Here is a 19,342-nt window from a genome sequence, read left to right as displayed (position 1 = left end):
GCTTCTTCGCGGGTTTGCCCGCGAAGAAGGTCACTCGGTCTTCAGGGCCTGCGCCAACAGCTCATAGGACCGGATTCGGTCCGCATGCTCATACAGGTCACAGGTAAAGATCAGCTCGTCCGCCCCGGTCTGCTCCAGCAGCACCTCCACCTTGGCCCGCACCTTCTGCGGGCTGCCGATCATCGCCAGGCCCAGGAAGCTGCCCACCGCATCCCGCTCATGCGGCAGCCACAGCCCATCCATGCTTTCCACCGGCGGCTTCTGCATCAGGCTCTGCCCACGAATCAGCGCCAGGATGCGCTGGTACACCGAGGTGGCCAGGTACTCGGCCTTTTCGTCGGTTTCGGCCACCACCATGGGGATGCCCAGCATCACATAGGGCTTGTCCAGCGTGGTCGACGGCTTGAAGTGGTTGCGGTAAACACGGATCGCCTCGTGCATGTAACGCGGTGCGAAGTGCGAGGCGAAGGCGTAGGGCATGCCGCGCATCCCGGCCAGCTGCGCGCTGAACAGGCTGGAGCCCAGCAACCACATCGGTACTTCGGTGTCGTGCCCAGGTACGGCGATCACTTTCTGATCATCGGTGCGTGGCCCGAGGTAGCGCGACAGCTCTTCGACATCGTCCGGGAAGTCGTCCGGGCCGCCCGCGCGGTCACGACGCAGGGCATAGGCCGTCATCTGGTCAGAACCTGGCGCACGGCCCAGGCCCAGGTCGATACGCCCCGGGTAAAGGCTGGCCAGGGTGCCGAACTGCTCGGCGATCACCAGCGGCGCATGGTTAGGCAGCATCACCCCGCCAGAGCCCACGCGAATGGTCGAGGTGCCCCCTGCCAGGTAGCCGATCAGCACCGAGGTGGCCGAACTGGCGATGCCGTCCATGTTGTGATGCTCGGCCACCCAGAAGCGGTTGTAGCCAAAGCGCTCTGCGTGCTGCGCCAGGTCCAGCGAGTTGCGCAGCGACTGCGCGGGGCCGGCGTCGGCGCGCACGGGCACCAGGTCGAGGGTGGAAATTTTCAGGTCACGCAGTTGCGTCATTGGAGCCTCCGCAAGGGTGGTTGGCCAGAGGCCTTTTGATCTCTGTATGGGCATATTCGGGGGATTCAATGCTTGCTGTGAGATTGGTCTGAACTTGCCATAGGCGGCTGGCCTCTGAATCCATAAGCATGTAACCGAAAGACCAGGAGGCAGCATGAAAAAGACAGCATCAGCGATCTGGCAAGGTGGCCTGAAGGACGGCACTGGCCTGCTTTCCACAGAAAGCGGCGCGCTCAAGCAGAACCCTTACGGCTTCAATACCCGCTTTGAAGGTTCGCCGGGGACCAACCCGGAAGAGTTGATTGGTGCGGCGCATGCGGGCTGTTTTTCGATGGCGCTGTCGATGATGCTCGGCGAAGCGGGGCTGACAGCGGACCGGATCGACACTGCTGCCGAGGTAACGCTCGACAAGCTGCCAGATGGCTTTGCCATTACCGCCGTGCATCTGGTACTCAGGGCCAAGGTGCCTGGTGCAAGCGAAGCGCAGTTCCTGGAGATAGCCAACAAGGCCAAGGAAGGGTGCCCGGTGTCCAAGGTGCTGAACGCGAAGATCAGCCTGGATGCTGCGCTGGTTGGCTGAAGCGGCGCAACGGTGGCGGTTTGCTGTAGTCTAAACAGCGTCGGCAGCACGCTGCCTCTTCAGGAGCCGTTCCATGATTCGCGTAGCAATCGCCGTGTTGGCTTCCCTGGTCGCCACCTCCACGTTGGCGGCAGTGAAACCGTGCGAGGAGCTGAAAGCCGAGATCGAGGCCAAGATCCAGGCGCAGGGCGTGCCTTCCTACACCTTGGAGATCGTGCCCAACAGCGAGGTCAAGGACCAGAACATGGTGGTCGGGACCTGCGAAGGCGGGACCAAGAAAATCATCTACCAGAAGAATGACCAGTAGCTTTTGAGACCTGGGGCTGCATGGCAGCCCCGGCTTTCACGGAATGCAGAACACTTCGCTAGGCTCGTTTACCAGCACCTTGCGGCTGGCGTCATACAGCAGCACCTGCGGCTCCATCACCGGCGCCCGCGCCTCCAGGCGATAGCGCTCACCGGCCTTGAAGTTGTCAAAGCGCACGGTCAGGTAGCAGGTACGGTCCCGGGGCTCGCTCATGATGCCGCCCGAGTAGATTTCATAATCGAAGCGCACCACCAGTTCGTGCTTACCAGGTGTGACCTGAAAGTAACGGCCGTCATCCAGGCGTTTGCCGTCAAGGCGGTCGGCCATGATCACCCGGCCGGGGGTCATGGTGTAGAGGTCGACCCAGGCCTGCTTGGGGTCGACGGGGGGCAAGGGGCTGGCGCAAGCCCCCAGTGCACTGAGGGCGATCAGCATCATGGGCTGGCGCATGGCAAGACTCCCACTTGCGATTTACAAGGTACAAGCATAGCGCCGTTTGCGAGGTTCAGGTGCGTTGGCAGCCTGCGGGCAGGCCTTGCCCAAGCAGTTTTTGCTGTTGGTCGTAGAGCTTGAGCCACGGGCGGAAGCCAATGCTGCCCGCTTGCAGTTGATAGCGCTGCCCGGCCATGAAGTCCTTGAAGGTCAGCTTGACCTGACAATCGCGCCACAGAGGCTCGTCGACCGGGCCGATATTGCTGGGGGTAACCGGAAACTGATAGCGCACGGTCAGCTCGTGGCTGCCGGGTTGAACCTCGAAATAGCGGTTGTCGACCCAGTCGCGTTCATCGACCTGCACAGCGTCCAGCGACGTGTTGTCGTAGGGCGTGAGGTCGATCCAGGCCTGGTTCGGGTCTGGGTCTGGCAAGGTTGAACAGGCGGATAGCAGCAACAGTGAGCCGGCGACCAACAATGCACGCATGGCGAAACTCCCCCTTGGCGAGATAGTCTTGGAGCGAATCAGCCTTGAGCGAGTCAGACAGTCCCGGATGCTTCGACTTTTTCTTATTCAGCGCTCAGGCCCTGGGGCACTCGACCGCGTTTTCATCCGTTTGGTTCCCCTGTTGGGGGGGCTCCTGCTGAACGGTTGCAGCAGCGTCGCCTACTATGGGCAGCTGGCCGAGGGCCAATTGCAACTGCTGCGCGCACGTCAGCCCGTCGCGCAGGTGGTGGCCGACCCGGCCACGTCGCCGCAGTTACGCTCGCGTCTGGCCCACGCAGAACAGGCACGGGTATTCGCCAGCCAGCAGTTGAAACTGCCGGATAACCGTAGCTACAGGGTTTATGCCGACATTGGCCGGCCTTATGTGGTGTGGAATGTGTTCGCCACGCCCGAGTTATCGTTGCAGCCGGTGACGCACTGTTTTCCGATCGCGGGGTGCGTGGCTTATCGTGGCTACTACCAGCAAGGTGCGGCACGCGGGGCGGCGGCGTTGATGCGCCAGGATGGCCTGGATGTATATCTGGGGGGCGTGGAGGCGTATTCGACCCTGGGCTGGTTCGACGACCCGATCCTGTCGTCAATGGTCGGTTGGGGCGATGAGCGCCTGGCCACACTGATCTTCCATGAGCTGGCTCACCAGCGTTTCTATGTGCAGGACGATACCGAGTTCAATGAATCGTTTGCCTCCTTTGTCGAGCAGGAAGGCACCCGGCAATGGCGCACGGCGCGTGGGCTTGCCGCAGTTGGCGAGGCGCAGGGGCAGCAGCGTGACCAGTTCATCCGGCTGGTGCTGGCCAGCCGCCAGCGGTTGCAGGCAATTTATGCCGGGCCACTGGACGATGCGCACAAGCGGCTGGCCAAGCAAGCCGAGTTTGAGCGTTTGAGGCGTGAGTACCGGCAGGTGCGTGATGGCCAATGGGGCGGTGACAAGCGCTATGACGCCTGGGTGTATGGGCCGATGAACAACGCCAAGTTGTTGCCGTTTGGGCTGTATGACCAGTGGGTACCGGCGTTTGCGGCGGTGTTTCGTGAGATTGACGGGAACTGGGCGCGGTTTTACGAGCGGGTCGAGCAACTGGGGCGGTTACCGATTGAAGAGCGGAAGGCGGCGTTGCAGCGGTTGATGGTTAGCCGGTGAGATTTTGGGGCCGCAAAGCAGCCCCCATGGCCATCAAGCCTTGATAAAGGCCTGATGCATCTCGGCCAAGGTAGCAAAGTGGAAAGCGGGCGCTTCTGCCATCAACTCTTCCCGGCTACCAAACCCGTACCCCACCGCCACTGCCTGCACGCCATTGCTGCGTGCGCCAATCAGGTCATGCTTGCGGTCCCCGATCATCAACGTTTGCGCCGGGTCCAGCCCTTCTTCATCCAGCAAATGGCGGATCAGCTCGACCTTGTTGGTGCGCGTGCCGTCCAGCTCACTGCCGTAGATCACCTTGAAGTGGTGGTCGAAGGCGAAGTGCCGGGCGATTTCACGCGCGAACTCCCAGGGTTTGGAGGTGGCGATGTACAGCGTGCGGCCCTGCCCGTTCAGGGCTTCAAGCAACTCGGGAACACCCTGGAACACCAGGTTCTCGTACAGGCCGGTGACGCGGAAGCGCTCCCGGTAGAAGTTCACCGCCTCCCAGGCCTTGGCTTCGTCGAAGCTGTAGAACTGCATGAAGGCCTGCAACAGGGGCGGGCCGATGAAGTGCTCAAGGCGGGCCAGGTCCGGCTCGTCGATACCCAGCTTGGCCAGGGCGTACTGGATCGAGCGGGTGATGCCCAGGCGCGGGTCGGTCAGGGTGCCGTCGAGGTCGAAGAGGATGTTTTGCTGGTGCATGTTCGTCTCGGTAGTCGGGTTCATTCCGGTTGGTCGTAGCCTTCGGCCAGGTGCTGGTCCTTGAGCTTCACATAGTTGCCAGCGCTGTAGGAGAAGAAGGCGCGCTCCTTCTCGTTCAACAGCCGGGCCTGTTTCACCGGGCTGCCCATGTAGAGGTAGCCACTGGCCAGGCGCTTGCCTGGCGGCACCAGGCTGCCGGCGCCGATGATCACTTCGTCCTCGACGATGGCGCCGTCCATGATGGTGCTGCCCATGCCGACGAGGATGCGGTTGCCCAGGGTGCAGCCGTGCAGCATCACTTTGTGGCCGATGGTCACTTCGTCGCCGATGATCAGCGGGAAGCCGTCCGGGTTGAACGGGCCGGCGTGGGTGATGTGCAGCACGCTGCCGTCCTGCACACTGGTACGAGCGCCGATGCGGATGCGGTGCATGTCGCCACGCACCACGGTCAACGGCCAGACCGAGCTGTCTTCGCCGATCTCTACGTCGCCCAGCACCACCGCCGATCGGTCGACGAAGGCACGAAGTCCCACTTTCGGAGTGTGTTGCTGGAAGCTTCGGATGGCCATGATAGCGTCTCTCATCTGTGCCGATAGGCAGGCTGCCTGCTGCGGTCGGCGTCGATTGTAATTAAGATGGGGCAGTGTTTCTTCTGCCAAGGTATCCAAACCGTGACTGCGAACAACCCGCTTCTGCAATCCCACGATCTGCCGCCCTTCTCGCACATTCGTGCCGAACACGTGTTGCCGGCGATCGAAGCGATCCTGGCCGACAACCGTAAAGCCATTGCCGAGATCCTCGACAAGCAGGGCAAGAACCCCTCCTGGGCTGGCCTGGTGCTGGCCATGGACGAACTGAACGACCGCCTGGGCGCTGCCTGGAGCCCGGTCAGCCACCTGAATGCGGTGTGCAACAGCGCAGAACTGCGCGAAGCCTACGAGTCGTGCCTGCCGGCGTTGAGCGCCTACTCTACCGAACTGGGCCAGAACCGTGCGCTGTTCGACGCCTACCAGGCTTTGATCAACAGCCCCGAAGCCGCCGGTTTCGATGTGGCGCAAAAGACTATCCTTGAGCATGCCCTGCGTGACTTCCGCCTGTCGGGTATCGACCTCTCGGCAGACAAGCAGCAGCGCTACGCCGAAGTGCAGAGCAAGCTCAGCGAGTTGGGCAGCCGCTTCTCCAACCAGCTGCTCGACGCCACTCAGGCCTGGACAAAGCACATCACCGACGAAGCCGCGTTGGCCGGCCTGACCGACTCGGCCAAGGCGCAGATGGCTGCCGCTGCACAGGCCAAGGGCCTCGACGGCTGGCTGATCACCCTGGAATTCCCGAGCTACTACGCCGTGATGACCTACGCCAGCGACCGCGCGCTGCGCGAAGCGCTGTACGCCGCCTACTGCACTCGCGCCTCGGACCAGGGCCCGAATGCCGGCCAGTTCGACAACGGCCCGGTGATGCAGGAAATCCTCGGCCTGCGCCAGGAGTTGGCCGAGCTGCTGGGCTACAAGAACTACGCCGAGCTGAGCCTGGCCACCAAGATGGCCGAGTCCAGCGACCAGGTGCTTAATTTCCTGCGTGACCTGGCCAAGCGTTCCAAGCCATTTGCTGCCCAGGACCTGGAACAGCTGAAGGCCTACGCTGCCGAACAAGGCTGCCCTGAGCTGGCCAGTTGGGACGCCGGCTACTTTGGCGAGAAACTGCGCGAGCAGCGTTACAGCGTGTCCCAGGAAGCCCTGCGCGCCTACTTCCCGATCGACAAGGTGCTGGGAGGCCTGTTCAGCATCGTGCAGCGTCTGTACGGCATCGAAATCACCGAGCTCAAGGGCTTCGACAGCTGGCACGCGGACGTGCGCCTGTTCGAGATCAAGGAAAACGGCCAGCATGTTGGCCGCTTCTTCTTCGACCTGTACGCCCGCGCCAACAAGCGCGGTGGCGCCTGGATGGACGGCGCCCGCGACCGCCGCCGCACTGCTGCCGGCGAGCTGCAGAGCCCGGTGGCCAACCTGGTGTGCAACTTCACCCCGGCCGCACCCGGCAAGCCGGCGCTGCTGACCCACGATGAAGTCACCACCCTGTTCCACGAGTTCGGTCACGGCCTGCACCACATGCTGACCCGCATCGAGCATGCTGGTGTGTCCGGCATCAACGGCGTGGCCTGGGACGCGGTCGAGCTGCCGAGCCAATTCATGGAGAACTGGTGCTGGGAGCCGGAAGGCCTGGCGCTTATCTCCGGCCATTACGAAACCGGTGCCCCCCTGCCCCAGGACCTGCTGGACAAGATGCTGGCGGCAAAGAACTTCCAGTCGGGCATGATGATGGTGCGCCAGCTGGAGTTCTCGCTGTTCGACTTCGAGCTGCACGCCACCCATGGCGACGGCCGTAGTGTGCTGCAGGTGCTCGAAGGCGTGCGCGACGAGGTATCGGTCATGCGCCCACCTGCGTACAACCGCTTCCCTAACAGCTTTGCGCACATTTTTGCTGGTGGTTACGCAGCCGGCTACTACAGCTACAAATGGGCCGAAGTGCTGTCGGCTGACGCCTTCTCGCGCTTCGAGGAAGAAGGCGTGCTGAATGCCGAGACCGGCCGCGCCTTCCGTGAGGCGATCCTGGCCCGCGGCGGTTCGCGTGAGCCGATGGAGTTGTTTGTCGACTTCCGTGGGCGTGAGCCTTCCATCGATGCGTTGCTGCGCCACAGTGGCCTTACCGAGGGTGCTGCGGCATGAGTGAGGTAGCCGTGAACAAGACCAAGAAGCGCTTCATTGCCGGGGCGGTATGCCCGGCGTGCAGCGAGCCCGACAAGCTGATGATGTGGAACGAAGACGGCGTACCGCACCGCGAATGCGTGGCCTGCGGCTTTACCGACACCCTCAACGAGCAGGGCTTGTCGGTGCCCAAGGAACTCGGCACCCGGGTCAACCATCTGGCGCCGAAACCCGCGCCGGCCAAGGTGCAGACGGTGCAGTTCTTTCCGAATCCGAAGCTGAAGAAACCCGCTGAGTAACGCTGTCGTGCCACCTGGGCGCAATGCCCGGGTGGTAGATAGTCAGGCCTTCTGGCATACGCTGTCCATGCACGCTTTCTTGCTCCTTTCTACGAGCAAAGTGATGCGCCATGGACAACCCACTGCTGCAAGCTAGCCACATCCCCGTCGATTTCCCTTCCATCACCCTTGAAAGCATGCGTGCGGCTTTCGATCATGTGCTACTGGCGCACGAGCAAGGGATCAAGCGCATCATCCTCGAGCAGCAGGCCATGCCCACCTGGGATGACATGGTGCTGGCCGTGGACGGCCTGGATAGCCAACTGCTGGCGGTGTTGTATGCCGCCTCGCCATTGGTTGGCCGGGATGAGGCCTGGGCTAACGCCATCATTGAGTTTTACGGTAAAGCAACGGCACGTTTCGAGCAGAAGTTCGTCAACCTTGACTTGCATGCACTGTATGAGCGTTTGGCCAATAGTGACATTGGCAAGCAGCTGGATGCCCAGAAACGCGCCACCTTGCGTTGGCATCTGGACAAATTTGCCTCCAGCGGGGTGTTGCAAGACGCTGCTGGCAAGGCGCGTCTGGCAGACCTTCAGGCGCAGATCGTTGTTGCCTGCAACGCATTTCGCAGCAACATCAACCGGCCAGGGCTGAGTATTGCCGATGAGTCCGAACTGAGCGGCATCCCACAACGGATACGCGACACACTGGCTGCACGGGCGCAAGAAGCCGGTGAGCCGGGCTGGTTGATAGCCTGTGACAGCGTGACCACTGATGAGGTGCTCAAGCATGCCGCCAACCGCGGGCTACGTGAGCGTGTTTACCGGGCTTTCCACACGCGTGGCGTCAACCATGATCCGCAACAGGACAACCGCTCATTTCTGCAACACCTGGCGCAACTGCGCGAGGAAAAGGCCCTTCTGCTCGGTTTTTCCGGCCATCTGGAGCAGAGCCTGCATGTGAAGAGTGCGGGTTCGGTGGCCCAGGTGCGCGGATTTCTTCATGCCTTGGCCGATGATGTGCGCCCGGCCATGTTGCGCTGGCGCTCCCAAGTGGCGCGTCAGGCTGCCGATCACGGGCTGAAGAACCCGCAACCTTGGGACTACGACTACTTGCAGGCGTCTTCGCGCGGCGAGTTGCCTACCGAAGCCCTGCGCGACTACTTCCCGCTGAATACGGTTGTCAGCGCGTTACAGGCGCTGGCGCAGAGGCTGTTTGGTGTGGTGCTCCAGCCTAAGCCGCTCGCTACCTGGGATGATAGCGTGCAACCGTTCGAGGTGTGGCAGGACAACGCCTTCATCGGTTTTCTGTATCTGGATGCCGTGCAGCACGCCGGCAAGCAGCCAGACGCAGTATTGACCACATACATACGCAACCGTCGGGTCGATGCCGAGGGTATCTACCAGGCCGCCTCGGTGGTGGTTTTCTGCGATGTGCCGCAAGCACCGCCAGGGAGCCAGCCATTGCTCGACCACTTGTCACTGCGCAAGTTGTTCCATGAGTTCGGCCATGCCCTGCACCATTTACTGGTGCGTACGACGAACCATGTGATGTCCAACGTGACCGAACTGGGTACCGATGGGGTGGAATTGTTCGGCAAGTTGTTCGAACGTTGGGTCTGGGACGCCGATTACCTGGTGTCGATTTCGGCGCACGCAAGCGATGGCAGCCCGCTGACCCGGCGGCAAGCCGATGAGTGCCTGGAGGCGCTGCGGCAGCAGGGCACGGAGGAAGTCGCGCGTCATCTGAGCCTGGCGCTGTTCGACATGGACCTGCATGCCGCACCGAACGATGGCAGATCCTTTGAGCAGCGCCTGAATGAGGCCCGTGAGCGTTGTGGCTACTGGCCGCTCGCTGATTTCGAGCACCCGGCGCATGCCTTCGATCACCTGGTGAATGGTTACGATGCTGGTTACTACGCCTACCTGTGGTCGGATGTGCATGCCTTTGACGTGTTCACCCGCTTCGAGGCTGAGGGCCTGTTGAACCGGGCCACGGGCCGGGCCCTGCAGGACGCGTTGTTCGCCCCAGGCGCATCGCGCCCACTGCGCGAAGGCATCGAGGTGTTTCTTGGTCGGCAATCTGAGCAGGCCGCGTACCTGAGCTGGCATGGCCTGAAGTAGGTAGACCAGAGGTGCTGGAAAGATTCGGGTGCACACGATACTGTATATGAATACAGTATCGAGGTGAGCCATGATTCCCCCAGCACCGCAAAAGGGCCGTGGCACGGCGCACAACCCACATAACCGCTTTGCCACGAACCATTCGGTGGCAGTGGATGATGGCTGGTACCAGGAAGTGCCACAGACGCAAGGCACTGAAGTGCGGATAGAAACCGCCAAGTCGGTGATCAGCCGCAACACCTCGCCCGACCTGCCCTTCGACCGCTCCATCAACCCTTATCGAGGCTGCGAGCATGGCTGTATCTACTGCTATGCCCGCCCCTCCCATGCCTACTGGGACCTTTCCCCCGGCCTGGATTTCGAGACCAAGCTGATTGCCAAGACCAACGCCGCCGAGGTGCTTGCGCAACAATTGAGCAAGCCGGGCTACAGGTGCGCGCCGATCAACCTGGGCTCCAACACCGACCCTTACCAACCGATCGAGCGAGAGCATATGCTCACCCGGCGTCTGCTTGAAGTGTTGCTGCGTTTTCGCCATCCGGTGACCCTTGTCACCAAGGGTTCGCTGGTGCTTCGCGACCTTGACCTGCTGGCCGAGATGGCCCGCCAGCGCTTGGCGCGGGTAATGATCAGCCTGACCACGCTGGACGATGATCTCAAGCGGGTGCTGGAGCCACGAGCGGCCTCACCCGGCGCACGCTTGAGGGCCATCCGCGTATTGCGCGAGGCGGGTGTGCCGGTGGGTGTGTTGTGTTCGCCGATGATTCCGATGATCAACGACAGTGAACTGGAACGTCTGTTGGAGGCTGCCAAGGAAGCCGGTGCACAGAGCGCGGCCTACATGATGCTGCGCCTGCCACTGGAAGTGGCACCGCTGTTCGAACAGTGGTTGCAGGACCATTACCCGCAACGGGCGGCGCATGTATTGAGCCTGATCCGCCAGAGCCGGGGCGGTGAGTTGTATGACAGCCGCTTTGGCGCGCGCATGCGCGGGGAAGGCGTGTTTGCCGAACTGCTGGCTCAGCGCTTTGCCAAGGCCATGAAGCGGCTGGACTTTGAAGGGCGGGAAGCGCAGGCACTGGATTGCTCGGCATTCTGCCCACCGGGGGGCCAGATGGCGTTGTTCTGATGCCTGTAACTCAGCTAATAACACCCAATAATTTTGCTAATCCATATTGGCAACTGATGCTTTTTTGCTATTATTCAGATCCCGCCTTTCATATCTGGAACGCCTGTTCTAGAGCCTTCGAATTAAGTTTCAGTTAAGTTTTCCCCGCTAGCGTAGGAAACCAGTCCACACCGACTGTGATCTATGGCCCGTGCGTGTCATCTAAATCCCTGCATAGCCAGAATCTTTCACCGGTAAAATGGATTTACCAACACACCGTCAAGAGGATGAATCATGCCCGTCAAGGACCCATCCAAGGTCGTTCCGGATGTACCCGCCGAGGGCGCCGATGCAGCCCTGAAGCACATCGTCGACGGCTTCCTGCGCTTTCACCATGACGTCTTCCCCGAGCAGCAAGAACTGTTCAAGAAGCTCGCCACTGCGCAAACGCCGCGAGCCATGTTCATCACCTGCGCCGATTCGCGCATCGTCCCCGAGCTGATCACCCAGAGCTCGCCAGGCGACCTGTTCGTGACGCGTAACGTGGGTAACGTGGTACCGCCTTATGGCCAGATGAACGGTGGTGTTTCCAGCGCCATCGAATACGCAGTTCTCGCACTGAAAGTGCACCACATCATCATTTGCGGCCACTCCGACTGTGGCGCGATGCGTGCGGTACTCAACCCGCACTCGCTGGACAAGATGCCGACGGTCGGGGCCTGGTTACGCCACGCCGAAGTGGCTCGCACCGTGGTCGAGAACAACTGCTCGTGCGGCAGTGAACACGAAACCATGCAGGTGCTGACCAAGGAAAACGTCATCGCCCAGCTGCACCACCTGCGTACCCACCCTTCGGTGGCCTCGCGTCTGGCCGCTGGCCAGTTGTACATCCATGGCTGGGTCTACGACATCGAGACCAGCAGGATCGAAGCCTACGACGCCGCCAGCGACAGCTTCATGCCCCTGGCTGCTGGCGAGCCGGTCCCCTGCGCTACTCCGAGAGGCCGCTACTAAGCGACCCATCCACCGCTAGAACCTTGATAGCCGGCTGCACCCTTTAGGGTGTGGCGCGGCCTTCTGCTGCCTTGAATTCCCTGACTGTCCTGCCGGCATGACCGCTGGCGGCCCGCGCCTGCGCGCTCGTCAGGGGCTAACGTGCCCATGGCCAGGGGAATGGCCGTGCGACAAAGAATGGAGAAACACGGTGAACATTACACAGTTGAAAGCGGCCCTGCCGCGTGAGTTGCTGGCGTCGGTGGTGGTCTTCCTGGTGGCTCTGCCGTTATGCATGGGCATTGCGATTGCTTCGGGCATGCCGCCGGCCAAAGGGCTTATTACCGGCATTATCGGCGGTGTTGTCGTCGGTTTCCTTGCCGGTTCGCCGCTACAGGTCAGCGGCCCAGCGGCGGGCCTTGCTGTATTGGTGTTCGAATTGGTACGCCAACACGGCATGGCCATGCTCGGGCCGATCCTGTTGCTGGCCGGGCTACTGCAACTGCTGGCCGGGCGCCTTCGGCTGGGGTGCTGGTTCCGTGTCACTGCGCCAGCGGTGGTGTACGGCATGTTGGCGGGGATTGGCGTGCTGATCGTGCTGTCGCAGGTGCATGTGATGTTCGATACAGCACCGCAGCCTTCCGGGTTGCAGAACCTGCTGGAATTCCCGTCCACCGTTGCCGCAGCCCTGCCACAGGAAAGCGCAGGCTCCGGCTGGATGGCCGGTGCGCTGGGCTTGGGCACTATCGCTATCATGTGGGGCTGGGAGCGCCTTCGGCCTCAACGGCTGCGTTTCGTCCCTGGCGCGTTGCTGGGTGTTGCGGCCATGACCGTTATCAGTATGTGGCTGGCCTTGCCGGTAAACCGGGTGCAAGTGCCGGCAGACCTGTCCGAGGCCATCGACTGGATCAGCCCGGGTGACCTGATGCAGTTGGCCGACCCTACCCTGCTGGTCGCCGCCTTTGCCCTGGCCTTCATCGCTAGCGCCGAAACCTTGCTGTCGGCTGCAGCGGTAGACCGCATGCACAGCGGCCAGCGTTCGGACTTCGATCGTGAATTGTCGGCTCAAGGTATCGGCAACATGCTCTGTGGTGTGCTGGGCGCGCTACCGATGACGGGCGTGATCGTGCGCAGCTCGGCCAACGTGCAAGCGGGTGCGCAGACGCGGGCTTCGGCGATCTTCCACGGTCTGTGGCTATTGGCCTTTGTGGTGGTGTTGAGCAGCGTGCTGCAACAGATTCCGGTGGCTAGCCTGGCCGGTGTGCTGGTGTTTACCGGGGTCAAACTGGTCGACTTCAAGGCCTTCCGTGGCCTGGGCCGTTATGGCCGCATGCCGATGTTCACCTATGCGGCGACGGCGTTGGCGATCATCTTCACCGACCTGCTGACCGGTGTGCTGCTGGGCTTTGCCCTGACGTTGTTGAAGCTGGCGTTCAAGGCGGCGCGGCTGAAGATCAACCTGGTGAGCCTGGAGAAGGCTGGGCACATGGAGCTGCGGCTCAGTGGTGCGGCGACGTTCCTGAAGGTGCCGGCGCTTACGCAGGTGCTGGATACCGTACCTGCGGGGACCACGTTGCATGTGCCGCTGGGTAACTTGAGCTATATCGACCACTCGTGCCTTGAGTTGCTTGAAGACTGGGGGCGCAGCAATGCGGCGAATGGGTCGCGGTTGTTGATAGAACAGCGGCGCCTGAAGCGGCGGATCGAAGGGCGGTTGCGCACTACGGCGGGGGTGGGGGTCTGAAGCTGAAAATCTCTGTTGCCTGAACTGGCCTCTTCGCGGGTAAACCCGCTCCCACAGGGTACTGCACAGCATTCAAAGCCTGTGCGGTCCCTGTGGGAGCGGGTTTACCCGCGAAGAGGCCGGGGCAGGAGTATCAGGCCGGTTGACCCAGCTCGACACCCAACTGTCGCGACAGGCAAGGCCAGCGCTTCCAGGCCTCGCCAGTTGCCGGGCTGCTCAGTTTCTCGCGATAAGCCTCCACTGACTCCACCGCAAAACTCTCGTCGTTGAGCATTTCGTCAACCGAGTGGTGCACCACTTCATCCAGCTGGTTGGCAAACGCTTCACCAATCAACTGGTGGGCAATCAGGTTGGCGACGGTGGTGTCGACCGGGATCAGCGGCTGCTGGAAGTGGCGGATGTACAAGTCATTCACCTCCTCCACCAGGCGGTGCGCCAGGTAGGCCTCATCCAGCAGGCAGTCCAGGCCCACATGCCCTTGCATCACGCTGGGCGGCTGCAGGAAGTAGGCCTCGGCAATTTTCAGTACAGGTTTGATCTGCGATTCGATCCCGGCCTCGCGGGCAACTGCGTGTGCGGCTTCCAGCAGTTCCGGAACCTGGTCGATGTAGGCGCTGACGAAGCGCGCCAAAGTACCCTGGGCGTCCTGCTCAGGCAGTTGGATCGAGGGGTGCAGGTGGGGCAGTTGCAGCTCGAGACGCGCTTTCAATTGGCCGGTCTGGCCTTCATGTTGATGGGCTTGGCTTACCTGCTCGCGTACAGCAGCGATGTTCATGACAACTCCAGGGACATTACGTTTCAAACGGAAGACACTAAATTAGCTCGGTATACAGAATACCTAAGACGTATTTGTTATAAGTCGCGCAAACGTGTGCTTGCTCTGGTATATCGAATTGCCATTATTGCGCCATACCCCCTCAAGCGCGCGGCTCTCAGGGCATTTGGCCATTTCGTGAAGTTCATTTCACAGGCTTCATTGCGTGCCATTGGTCGCTGTCTATACTCCCGGTGAACGTGATTCGTTGATGAGGCCCGACTGCTTTTGCAGGGGCTCGGTCGTCGAAGCCAGGCAGTCTTGACCGCCGTTCCCTCTTGCCGCAGGCCACGCCTCCGGGACAACAAGAATTAGAAGGGGAACCCGCAATGATGCGACATCCACATGTCTGGATGGGCCTCCTGTTGTGGTCGGTTTTTGGTCAGGCCAACGCCGCCTGGACCGTGAACATGCACCCGGGGGCGACGGAAGTCTCCAACGCCGTCTTCGACCTGCACATGACCATCTTCTGGATCTGCGTGATCATCGGCATCGTGGTGTTCGGCGCGATGTTCTGGTCGATGGTCATCCACCGTCGCTCCACCGGCCAGCAGGCCGCGCATTTCCACGAGCATACCTGGGTGGAAATCCTCTGGACCGTGGTGCCCTTCCTGATCCTGGTGGTCATGGCCATCCCGGCCACCAAGACCCTGATCGACATCTACGATGCCAGCGAGTCGGACATCGACATTCAGGTCACCGGCTATCAGTGGAAGTGGCACTACAAATACCTGGGCCAGGACGTGGAATTCTTCAGCAACCTGGCCACCCCCGCCGATCAGATTCACAACAAGGCCCCCAAGGACGAGCACTACCTGCTCGAAGTCGACCAGCCGCTGGTACTGCCGGTGGGTGCCAAGGTGCGCTTTCTGGTAACTGCCGCCGACGTCATCCACTCCTGGTGGGTGCCGGCCTTCGCGGTCAAGCGCGACGCCATCCCCGGCTTCGTCAACGAAGCCTGGACCCGTGTCGAGAAGCCCGGCATCTACCGCGGCCAGTGCACCGAGTTGTGTGGCAAGGACCACGGCTTCATGCCGGTGGTGGTCGAGGTCAAATCGAAGGCCGACTATGACACCTGGCTGGGCGAGCGCAAGGCTGAAGCCGCCAAGCTCAAGGAGCTGACCAGCAAGGAGTGGACCCTGGAAGAACTGGTGGCGCGTGGCGACAAGATCTACCACACCACCTGCGTGGCCTGTCACCAGGCCGAAGGCCAGGGCCTGCCGCCGATGTTCCCGGCGCTCAAGGGCTCGAAGATCGCCACCGGGCCGAAGGAAGGCCACCTGAGCATCGTCTTCCACGGCAAGCCTGGCACGGCCATGGCCGCCTTTGGCAAGCAGCTGTCGGAAGTCGACATCGCTGCTGTGGTCACCTACGAGCGCAACGCCTGGGGCAATAACAAAGGCGACATGGTCACGCCGAAGGACGTGCTGGCGCTGAAGCAGGCAGAAGCCAAGTGAACCGGGTTACTCGCGGCAATCAATGGATTGCAGGAGACAGGACATGAGTGCAGTGATCGACGACCACGCCCACGGCCATGACCATGCGCACGGCCCGGCCAAGGGCCTGATGCGCTGGGTGCTGACCACCAACCATAAAGACATCGGCACGATGTACCTGTGGTTCGCCTTCATCATGTTCCTGCTCGGCGGCTCGTTCGCCATGGTGATCCGTGCCGAGTTGTTCCAGCCCGGTCTGCAGATCGTGGAGCCGGCGTTCTTCAACCAGATGACCACCATGCATGGCCTGATCATGGTGTTCGGCGCCGTGATGCCGGCCTTTGTCGGCCTGGCTAACTGGATGATCCCGCTGATGATCGGCGCGCCCGACATGGCCCTGCCGCGCATGAACAACTTCAGTTTCTGGTTGCTGCCAGCCGCCTTCCTGCTGCTGGTCTCAACCTTGTTCAGCCCTGGCGGCGGGCCGAACTTCGGCTGGACCTTCTATGCCCCGCTGTCCACCACCTACGCCCCGGCCAGCGTCACCTTCTTCATCTTCGCCATCCACCTGATGGGCATCAGCTCGATCATGGGTGCGATCAACGTGATCGCCACCATCCTCAACCTGCGTGCGCCGGGCATGACCCTGATGAAGATGCCATTGTTCGTCTGGACCTGGCTGATTACCGCGTTCCTGCTGATTGCGGTGATGCCTGTGCTGGCCGGTGTGGTGACGATGATGCTGATGGACATTCACTTCGGCACCAGCTTCTTCAGTGCCGCTGGCGGCGGCGACCCGGTGCTGTTCCAGCATGTGTTCTGGTTCTTCGGCCACCCCGAGGTGTACATCATGATCCTGCCGGCGTTCGGCGCGGTCAGCTCGATCATCCCGGCGTTCTCGCGCAAGCCGCTGTTCGGCTACACCTCGATGGTGTACGCCACCGGCGCAATCGCCTTCCTGTCGTTCATCGTCTGGGCCCACCACATGTTCGTGGTCGGCATCCCGGTGGTCGGCGAGCTGTTCTTCATGTACGCCACCATGCTGATTGCCGTGCCCACCGGGGTGAAGGTGTTCAACTGGGTCAGCACCATGTGGGAAGGCTCGCTCACCTTCGAGACGCCGATGCTGTTCGCCATCGCCTTCGTCATCCTGTTCACCATCGGCGGCTTCTCCGGGTTGATGCTGGCCATCGCCCCGGCGGACTTCCAGTACCACGACACCTACTTCGTGGTGGCGCACTTCCACTATGTGCTGGTGCCTGGGGCGATCTTCGGCATCTTTGCCTCGGCCTACTACTGGCTGCCGAAATGGACCGGCCACATGTATGACGAAACCCTCGGCAAGCTGCACTTCTGGTTGTCGTTCGTCGGCATGAACATGGCCTTCTTCCCCATGCACTTCGTGGGGCTGGCCGGCATGCCACGGCGGATTCCGGACTACAACCTGCAGTTCGCCGACTTCAACATGGTGTCGTCGATCGGTGCCTTCATGTTCGGCGCCACGCAGATCTTCTTCCTGTTCATCGTCATCAAGTGCATCCGCGGCGGCGCGCCGGCACCGGCCAAGCCCTGGGATGGCGCCGAAGGCCTGGAGTGGTCGATCCCCTCGCCTGCGCCCTACCACACCTTCCAGACACCGCCGGAAGTGAAATAGGAAACCCGCCATGAAAGGCCTGTCGCTGAAACGCCTGGTTACGCGCCTGCTGATGCTGACAGTGGTGATGTTCGCCTTCGGCTTCGCCCTGGTGCCGATCTACGACGTGATGTGCAAGGCCTTCGGTATCAACGGCAAGACCGGGGGGCAGTACGAAGGCAGCCAGGTCAGCGACCCGTCGCGCTCGGTGCGGGTGCAGTTCATGTCGACCAATGCCAGTGACATGGTCTGGGACTTCTACTCCACGGCTGACCAACTGGAGGTCAACCCAGGGGCGGTGAACCAGATGATCTTCGTCGCGCACAACCCGACCGACCGGCCAATGAGCGCGCAGGCGATACCCAGCATCACCCCGGCCGAGGCCGCGGCGTACTTCCACAAGACCGAGTGCTTCTGCTTCACCCAGCAGGTGCTGCAGCCCGGCGAACGCATCGAGATGCCGGTGCGCTTCATCGTTGACCGCGACCTGCCGGCCAGCGTGAAGCACCTGACACTGGCCTACACCTTGTTCGACATCACCGCTCGCCACCCGCCGGTCGCGCATGTTGCGGCCCAGGACGTCCAGGGCGCCCGTTAAGGGAAGGAGAACAGCAATGGCAAGTCATGAGCACTACTACGTCCCGGCGCAGAGCAAGTGGCCGATCATCGCCACCATCGGCATGTTCATCACGGTGTTCGGCCTGGGTACCTGGTTCAACGACATGAAGGCCGGGCACCCGGAATCGCACGGGCCGCTGATCTTCTTTATTGGTGCGTTGTTCCTGGCCTATATGCTGTTTGGCTGGTTCGGCTCGGTGGTCAAAGAGAGCCGTGCGGGGTTGTACAGCCCACAGCTGGACCGCTCGTTCCGTTGGGGCATGAGCTGGTTCATCTTCTCTGAAGTGATGTTCTTCCTGGCCTTCTTCGGTGCGTTGTTCTATGTGCGCGTGCTGGCCGGGCCATGGCTGGGGGGCGAAGGGGCCAAAGGGGTTGCGCATATGCTGTGGCCGACCTTCGAGTTCACCTGGCCGCTGTTGCACACGCCCGACCCGAAACTGTTCCCGCCACCCAAGGAAGTGATCGACCCGTGGCACCTGCCGCTGATCAATACCATCTTGCTGGTCAGTTCCAGTGTGACCATCACCATTGCTCACCACGCCTTGCGTCGTGACCACCGCGGGCCGCTGAAATTCTGGATGGCATTGACCATCCTTCTGGGACTCAGCTTCATCGCATTGCAAGCCTACGAGTACCACGAGGCCTACACCAAACTGGGGCTGACGCTGGGGTCGGGGATTTATGGTGCGACGTTCTTCATGCTCACCGGGTTCCACGGCGCCCATGTGACCTTGGGCACGATCATCCTGATCGTGATGTTCGTGCGTATTTTGCGTGGGCACTTCAACCCGGAGAAACACTTCGGCTTCGAGGCGGCCAGTTGGTACTGGCACTTCGTTGACGTGGTGTGGGTGGGGTTGTTCATCTTTGTGTATGTGCTTTAGGGCCAATCGCCGGCAAGCCAGCTCCCACAGGGGTTCACAGGGCCTAAGGCATGTGGAGATCACTGTGGGAGCTGGCTTGCCGGCGATGAGGCCCTCAAAACGGGTGCAGTTTCAGAAGGGCGCGTGAGAGACCAGCTGACCACTGATGAAGCCGTAGGCCACCAGCCCAATGGTCAGGGCCGCCAGGGTCACCCGCACGGTCAGTGCCTTGAGCAGACGAGTCGAGTTTTCATCGTCCTTGACCAGAAACACCAGGCCACTGAACAGGCTGGCAATCGTGGCCAACAGCATCAGGACAATCGCGGCCTTGAGCATGGCGCTA

General features: G+C 61.5%; 20 protein-coding genes. 13 read left to right on the top strand and 7 right to left on the bottom strand.

Annotated elements, in window-relative coordinates:
* Nucleotides 1-30: 30 nt before the first annotated feature.
* The gene (locus QQL85_RS25240) at nucleotides 31-1,035 is read right to left on the bottom strand and encodes an LLM class flavin-dependent oxidoreductase (protein ID WP_284357064.1); all 1,005 of its coding nucleotides are present in this window, start codon (nucleotides 1,033-1,035) and stop codon (nucleotides 31-33) included.
* Nucleotides 1,036-1,189: 154 nt separating this feature from the next.
* Here QQL85_RS25240 and QQL85_RS25235 point away from each other — a divergent pair, with 154 nt between their 5' ends.
* Together QQL85_RS25235 and QQL85_RS25230 are read left to right on the top strand one after the other, a co-directional pair.
* Complete coding sequence (locus QQL85_RS25235) at nucleotides 1,190-1,615, top strand: OsmC family protein (RefSeq protein ID WP_016712814.1); 426 nt, start codon at nucleotides 1,190-1,192, stop codon at nucleotides 1,613-1,615.
* A 73-nt stretch (nucleotides 1,616-1,688) separates the two neighbouring features.
* Nucleotides 1,689-1,922, top strand: a complete 234-nt coding sequence (locus QQL85_RS25230; RefSeq protein WP_284357065.1) for a DUF1161 domain-containing protein — start codon at nucleotides 1,689-1,691, stop codon at nucleotides 1,920-1,922.
* Between the two features lie 36 nt (nucleotides 1,923-1,958).
* Here QQL85_RS25230 and QQL85_RS25225 read toward each other — a convergent pair whose 3' ends face one another.
* Together QQL85_RS25225 and QQL85_RS25220 are read right to left on the bottom strand one after the other, a co-directional pair.
* Entirely contained in the window at nucleotides 1,959-2,372 is a 414-nt protein-coding gene (locus QQL85_RS25225) for a hypothetical protein (RefSeq protein WP_284357066.1), read from the bottom strand.
* Between the two features lie 55 nt (nucleotides 2,373-2,427).
* The gene (locus QQL85_RS25220; protein WP_284357067.1) at nucleotides 2,428-2,841 is read right to left on the bottom strand and encodes a hypothetical protein; all 414 of its coding nucleotides are present in this window, start codon (nucleotides 2,839-2,841) and stop codon (nucleotides 2,428-2,430) included.
* Nucleotides 2,842-2,926: 85 nt separating this feature from the next.
* Between QQL85_RS25220 and QQL85_RS25215 the strand changes: the two genes are divergently transcribed.
* A complete protein-coding gene (locus QQL85_RS25215; RefSeq protein ID WP_284357131.1) occupies nucleotides 2,927-4,000 on the top strand; it encodes an aminopeptidase in 1,074 nt (357 codons plus the stop codon).
* Between the two features lie 33 nt (nucleotides 4,001-4,033).
* Here QQL85_RS25215 and QQL85_RS25210 read toward each other — a convergent pair whose 3' ends face one another.
* Both QQL85_RS25210 and QQL85_RS25205 read right to left on the bottom strand, forming a co-directional pair.
* Entirely contained in the window at nucleotides 4,034-4,684 is a 651-nt protein-coding gene (locus tag QQL85_RS25210; protein ID WP_284357068.1) for an HAD family hydrolase, read from the bottom strand.
* Nucleotides 4,685-4,704: 20 nt separating this feature from the next.
* Nucleotides 4,705-5,253: a gamma carbonic anhydrase family protein gene (locus QQL85_RS25205; RefSeq protein WP_284357069.1), complete on the bottom strand. Its 549-nt coding sequence runs from the start codon at nucleotides 5,251-5,253 to the stop codon at nucleotides 4,705-4,707.
* A gap of 102 nt (nucleotides 5,254-5,355) precedes the next feature.
* On the opposite strand from QQL85_RS25205, the gene prlC reads away from it, so the two are divergent.
* The 6 genes from prlC to QQL85_RS25175 all read left to right on the top strand — a co-directional run bounded on the left by prlC (nucleotide 5,356) and on the right by QQL85_RS25175 (nucleotide 13,635).
* Nucleotides 5,356-7,407 carry an oligopeptidase A gene (prlC, locus tag QQL85_RS25200; protein ID WP_284368781.1) on the top strand — a complete coding sequence of 684 codons (2,052 nt, stop codon included), beginning with the start codon at nucleotides 5,356-5,358 and terminating at the stop codon, nucleotides 7,405-7,407.
* Entirely contained in the window at nucleotides 7,404-7,685 is a 282-nt protein-coding gene (locus QQL85_RS25195; protein WP_284357071.1) for a YheV family putative zinc ribbon protein, read from the top strand. The genes prlC and QQL85_RS25195 overlap by 4 nt, the downstream gene beginning before the upstream one ends.
* A gap of 110 nt (nucleotides 7,686-7,795) precedes the next feature.
* Nucleotides 7,796-9,790 carry a M3 family metallopeptidase gene (locus QQL85_RS25190; RefSeq protein ID WP_284357072.1) on the top strand — a complete coding sequence of 665 codons (1,995 nt, stop codon included), beginning with the start codon at nucleotides 7,796-7,798 and terminating at the stop codon, nucleotides 9,788-9,790.
* Nucleotides 9,791-9,860: 70 nt separating this feature from the next.
* The gene (locus QQL85_RS25185) at nucleotides 9,861-10,919 is read left to right on the top strand and encodes a PA0069 family radical SAM protein (RefSeq protein WP_284357073.1); all 1,059 of its coding nucleotides are present in this window, start codon (nucleotides 9,861-9,863) and stop codon (nucleotides 10,917-10,919) included.
* 273 nt (nucleotides 10,920-11,192) lie between these two features.
* Nucleotides 11,193-11,912, top strand: coding sequence for a carbonic anhydrase (locus tag QQL85_RS25180; RefSeq protein WP_284357074.1), 720 nt, complete (start codon nucleotides 11,193-11,195; stop codon nucleotides 11,910-11,912).
* Nucleotides 11,913-12,102: 190 nt separating this feature from the next.
* Nucleotides 12,103-13,635, top strand: a complete 1,533-nt coding sequence (locus tag QQL85_RS25175; RefSeq protein ID WP_284357075.1) for a SulP family inorganic anion transporter — start codon at nucleotides 12,103-12,105, stop codon at nucleotides 13,633-13,635.
* 133 nt (nucleotides 13,636-13,768) lie between these two features.
* On the opposite strand, the gene QQL85_RS25170 is transcribed toward QQL85_RS25175, so the two are convergent.
* On the bottom strand, nucleotides 13,769-14,410 hold the full coding sequence (locus tag QQL85_RS25170; RefSeq protein ID WP_284357076.1) for a hypothetical protein: 642 nt from the start codon (nucleotides 14,408-14,410) through the stop codon (nucleotides 13,769-13,771).
* 368 nt (nucleotides 14,411-14,778) lie between these two features.
* On the opposite strand from QQL85_RS25170, the gene coxB reads away from it, so the two are divergent.
* From coxB to QQL85_RS25150, 4 genes are read left to right on the top strand one after another with little or no spacing between them, the layout of a single operon-like run.
* Nucleotides 14,779-15,906 (top strand): cytochrome c oxidase subunit II, encoded by a 1,128-nt coding sequence (coxB, locus tag QQL85_RS25165; RefSeq protein WP_284357077.1) that lies wholly within the window; start codon nucleotides 14,779-14,781, stop codon nucleotides 15,904-15,906.
* Between the two features lie 43 nt (nucleotides 15,907-15,949).
* Nucleotides 15,950-17,539: a cytochrome c oxidase subunit I gene (gene ctaD / locus QQL85_RS25160; RefSeq protein ID WP_284357078.1), complete on the top strand. Its 1,590-nt coding sequence runs from the start codon at nucleotides 15,950-15,952 to the stop codon at nucleotides 17,537-17,539.
* A 10-nt stretch (nucleotides 17,540-17,549) separates the two neighbouring features.
* Nucleotides 17,550-18,116, top strand: coding sequence for a cytochrome c oxidase assembly protein (locus QQL85_RS25155; RefSeq protein ID WP_284357079.1), 567 nt, complete (start codon nucleotides 17,550-17,552; stop codon nucleotides 18,114-18,116).
* Between the two features lie 16 nt (nucleotides 18,117-18,132).
* A complete protein-coding gene (locus QQL85_RS25150; RefSeq protein ID WP_284357080.1) occupies nucleotides 18,133-19,020 on the top strand; it encodes a cytochrome c oxidase subunit 3 in 888 nt (295 codons plus the stop codon).
* Nucleotides 19,021-19,131: 111 nt separating this feature from the next.
* Here the strand turns inward: QQL85_RS25150 and QQL85_RS25145 are convergent, their stop codons facing one another.
* Nucleotides 19,132-19,335, bottom strand: a complete 204-nt coding sequence (locus QQL85_RS25145) for a twin transmembrane helix small protein (protein WP_043198635.1) — start codon at nucleotides 19,333-19,335, stop codon at nucleotides 19,132-19,134.
* Nucleotides 19,336-19,342: the final 7 nt, after the last annotated feature.

The organism is Pseudomonas putida, from assembly GCF_030159595.1.
Classification (GTDB): domain Bacteria; phylum Pseudomonadota; class Gammaproteobacteria; order Pseudomonadales; family Pseudomonadaceae; genus Aquipseudomonas; species Aquipseudomonas putida_AC.
This window is presented reverse-complemented; position numbering and strand designations above follow the sequence as displayed.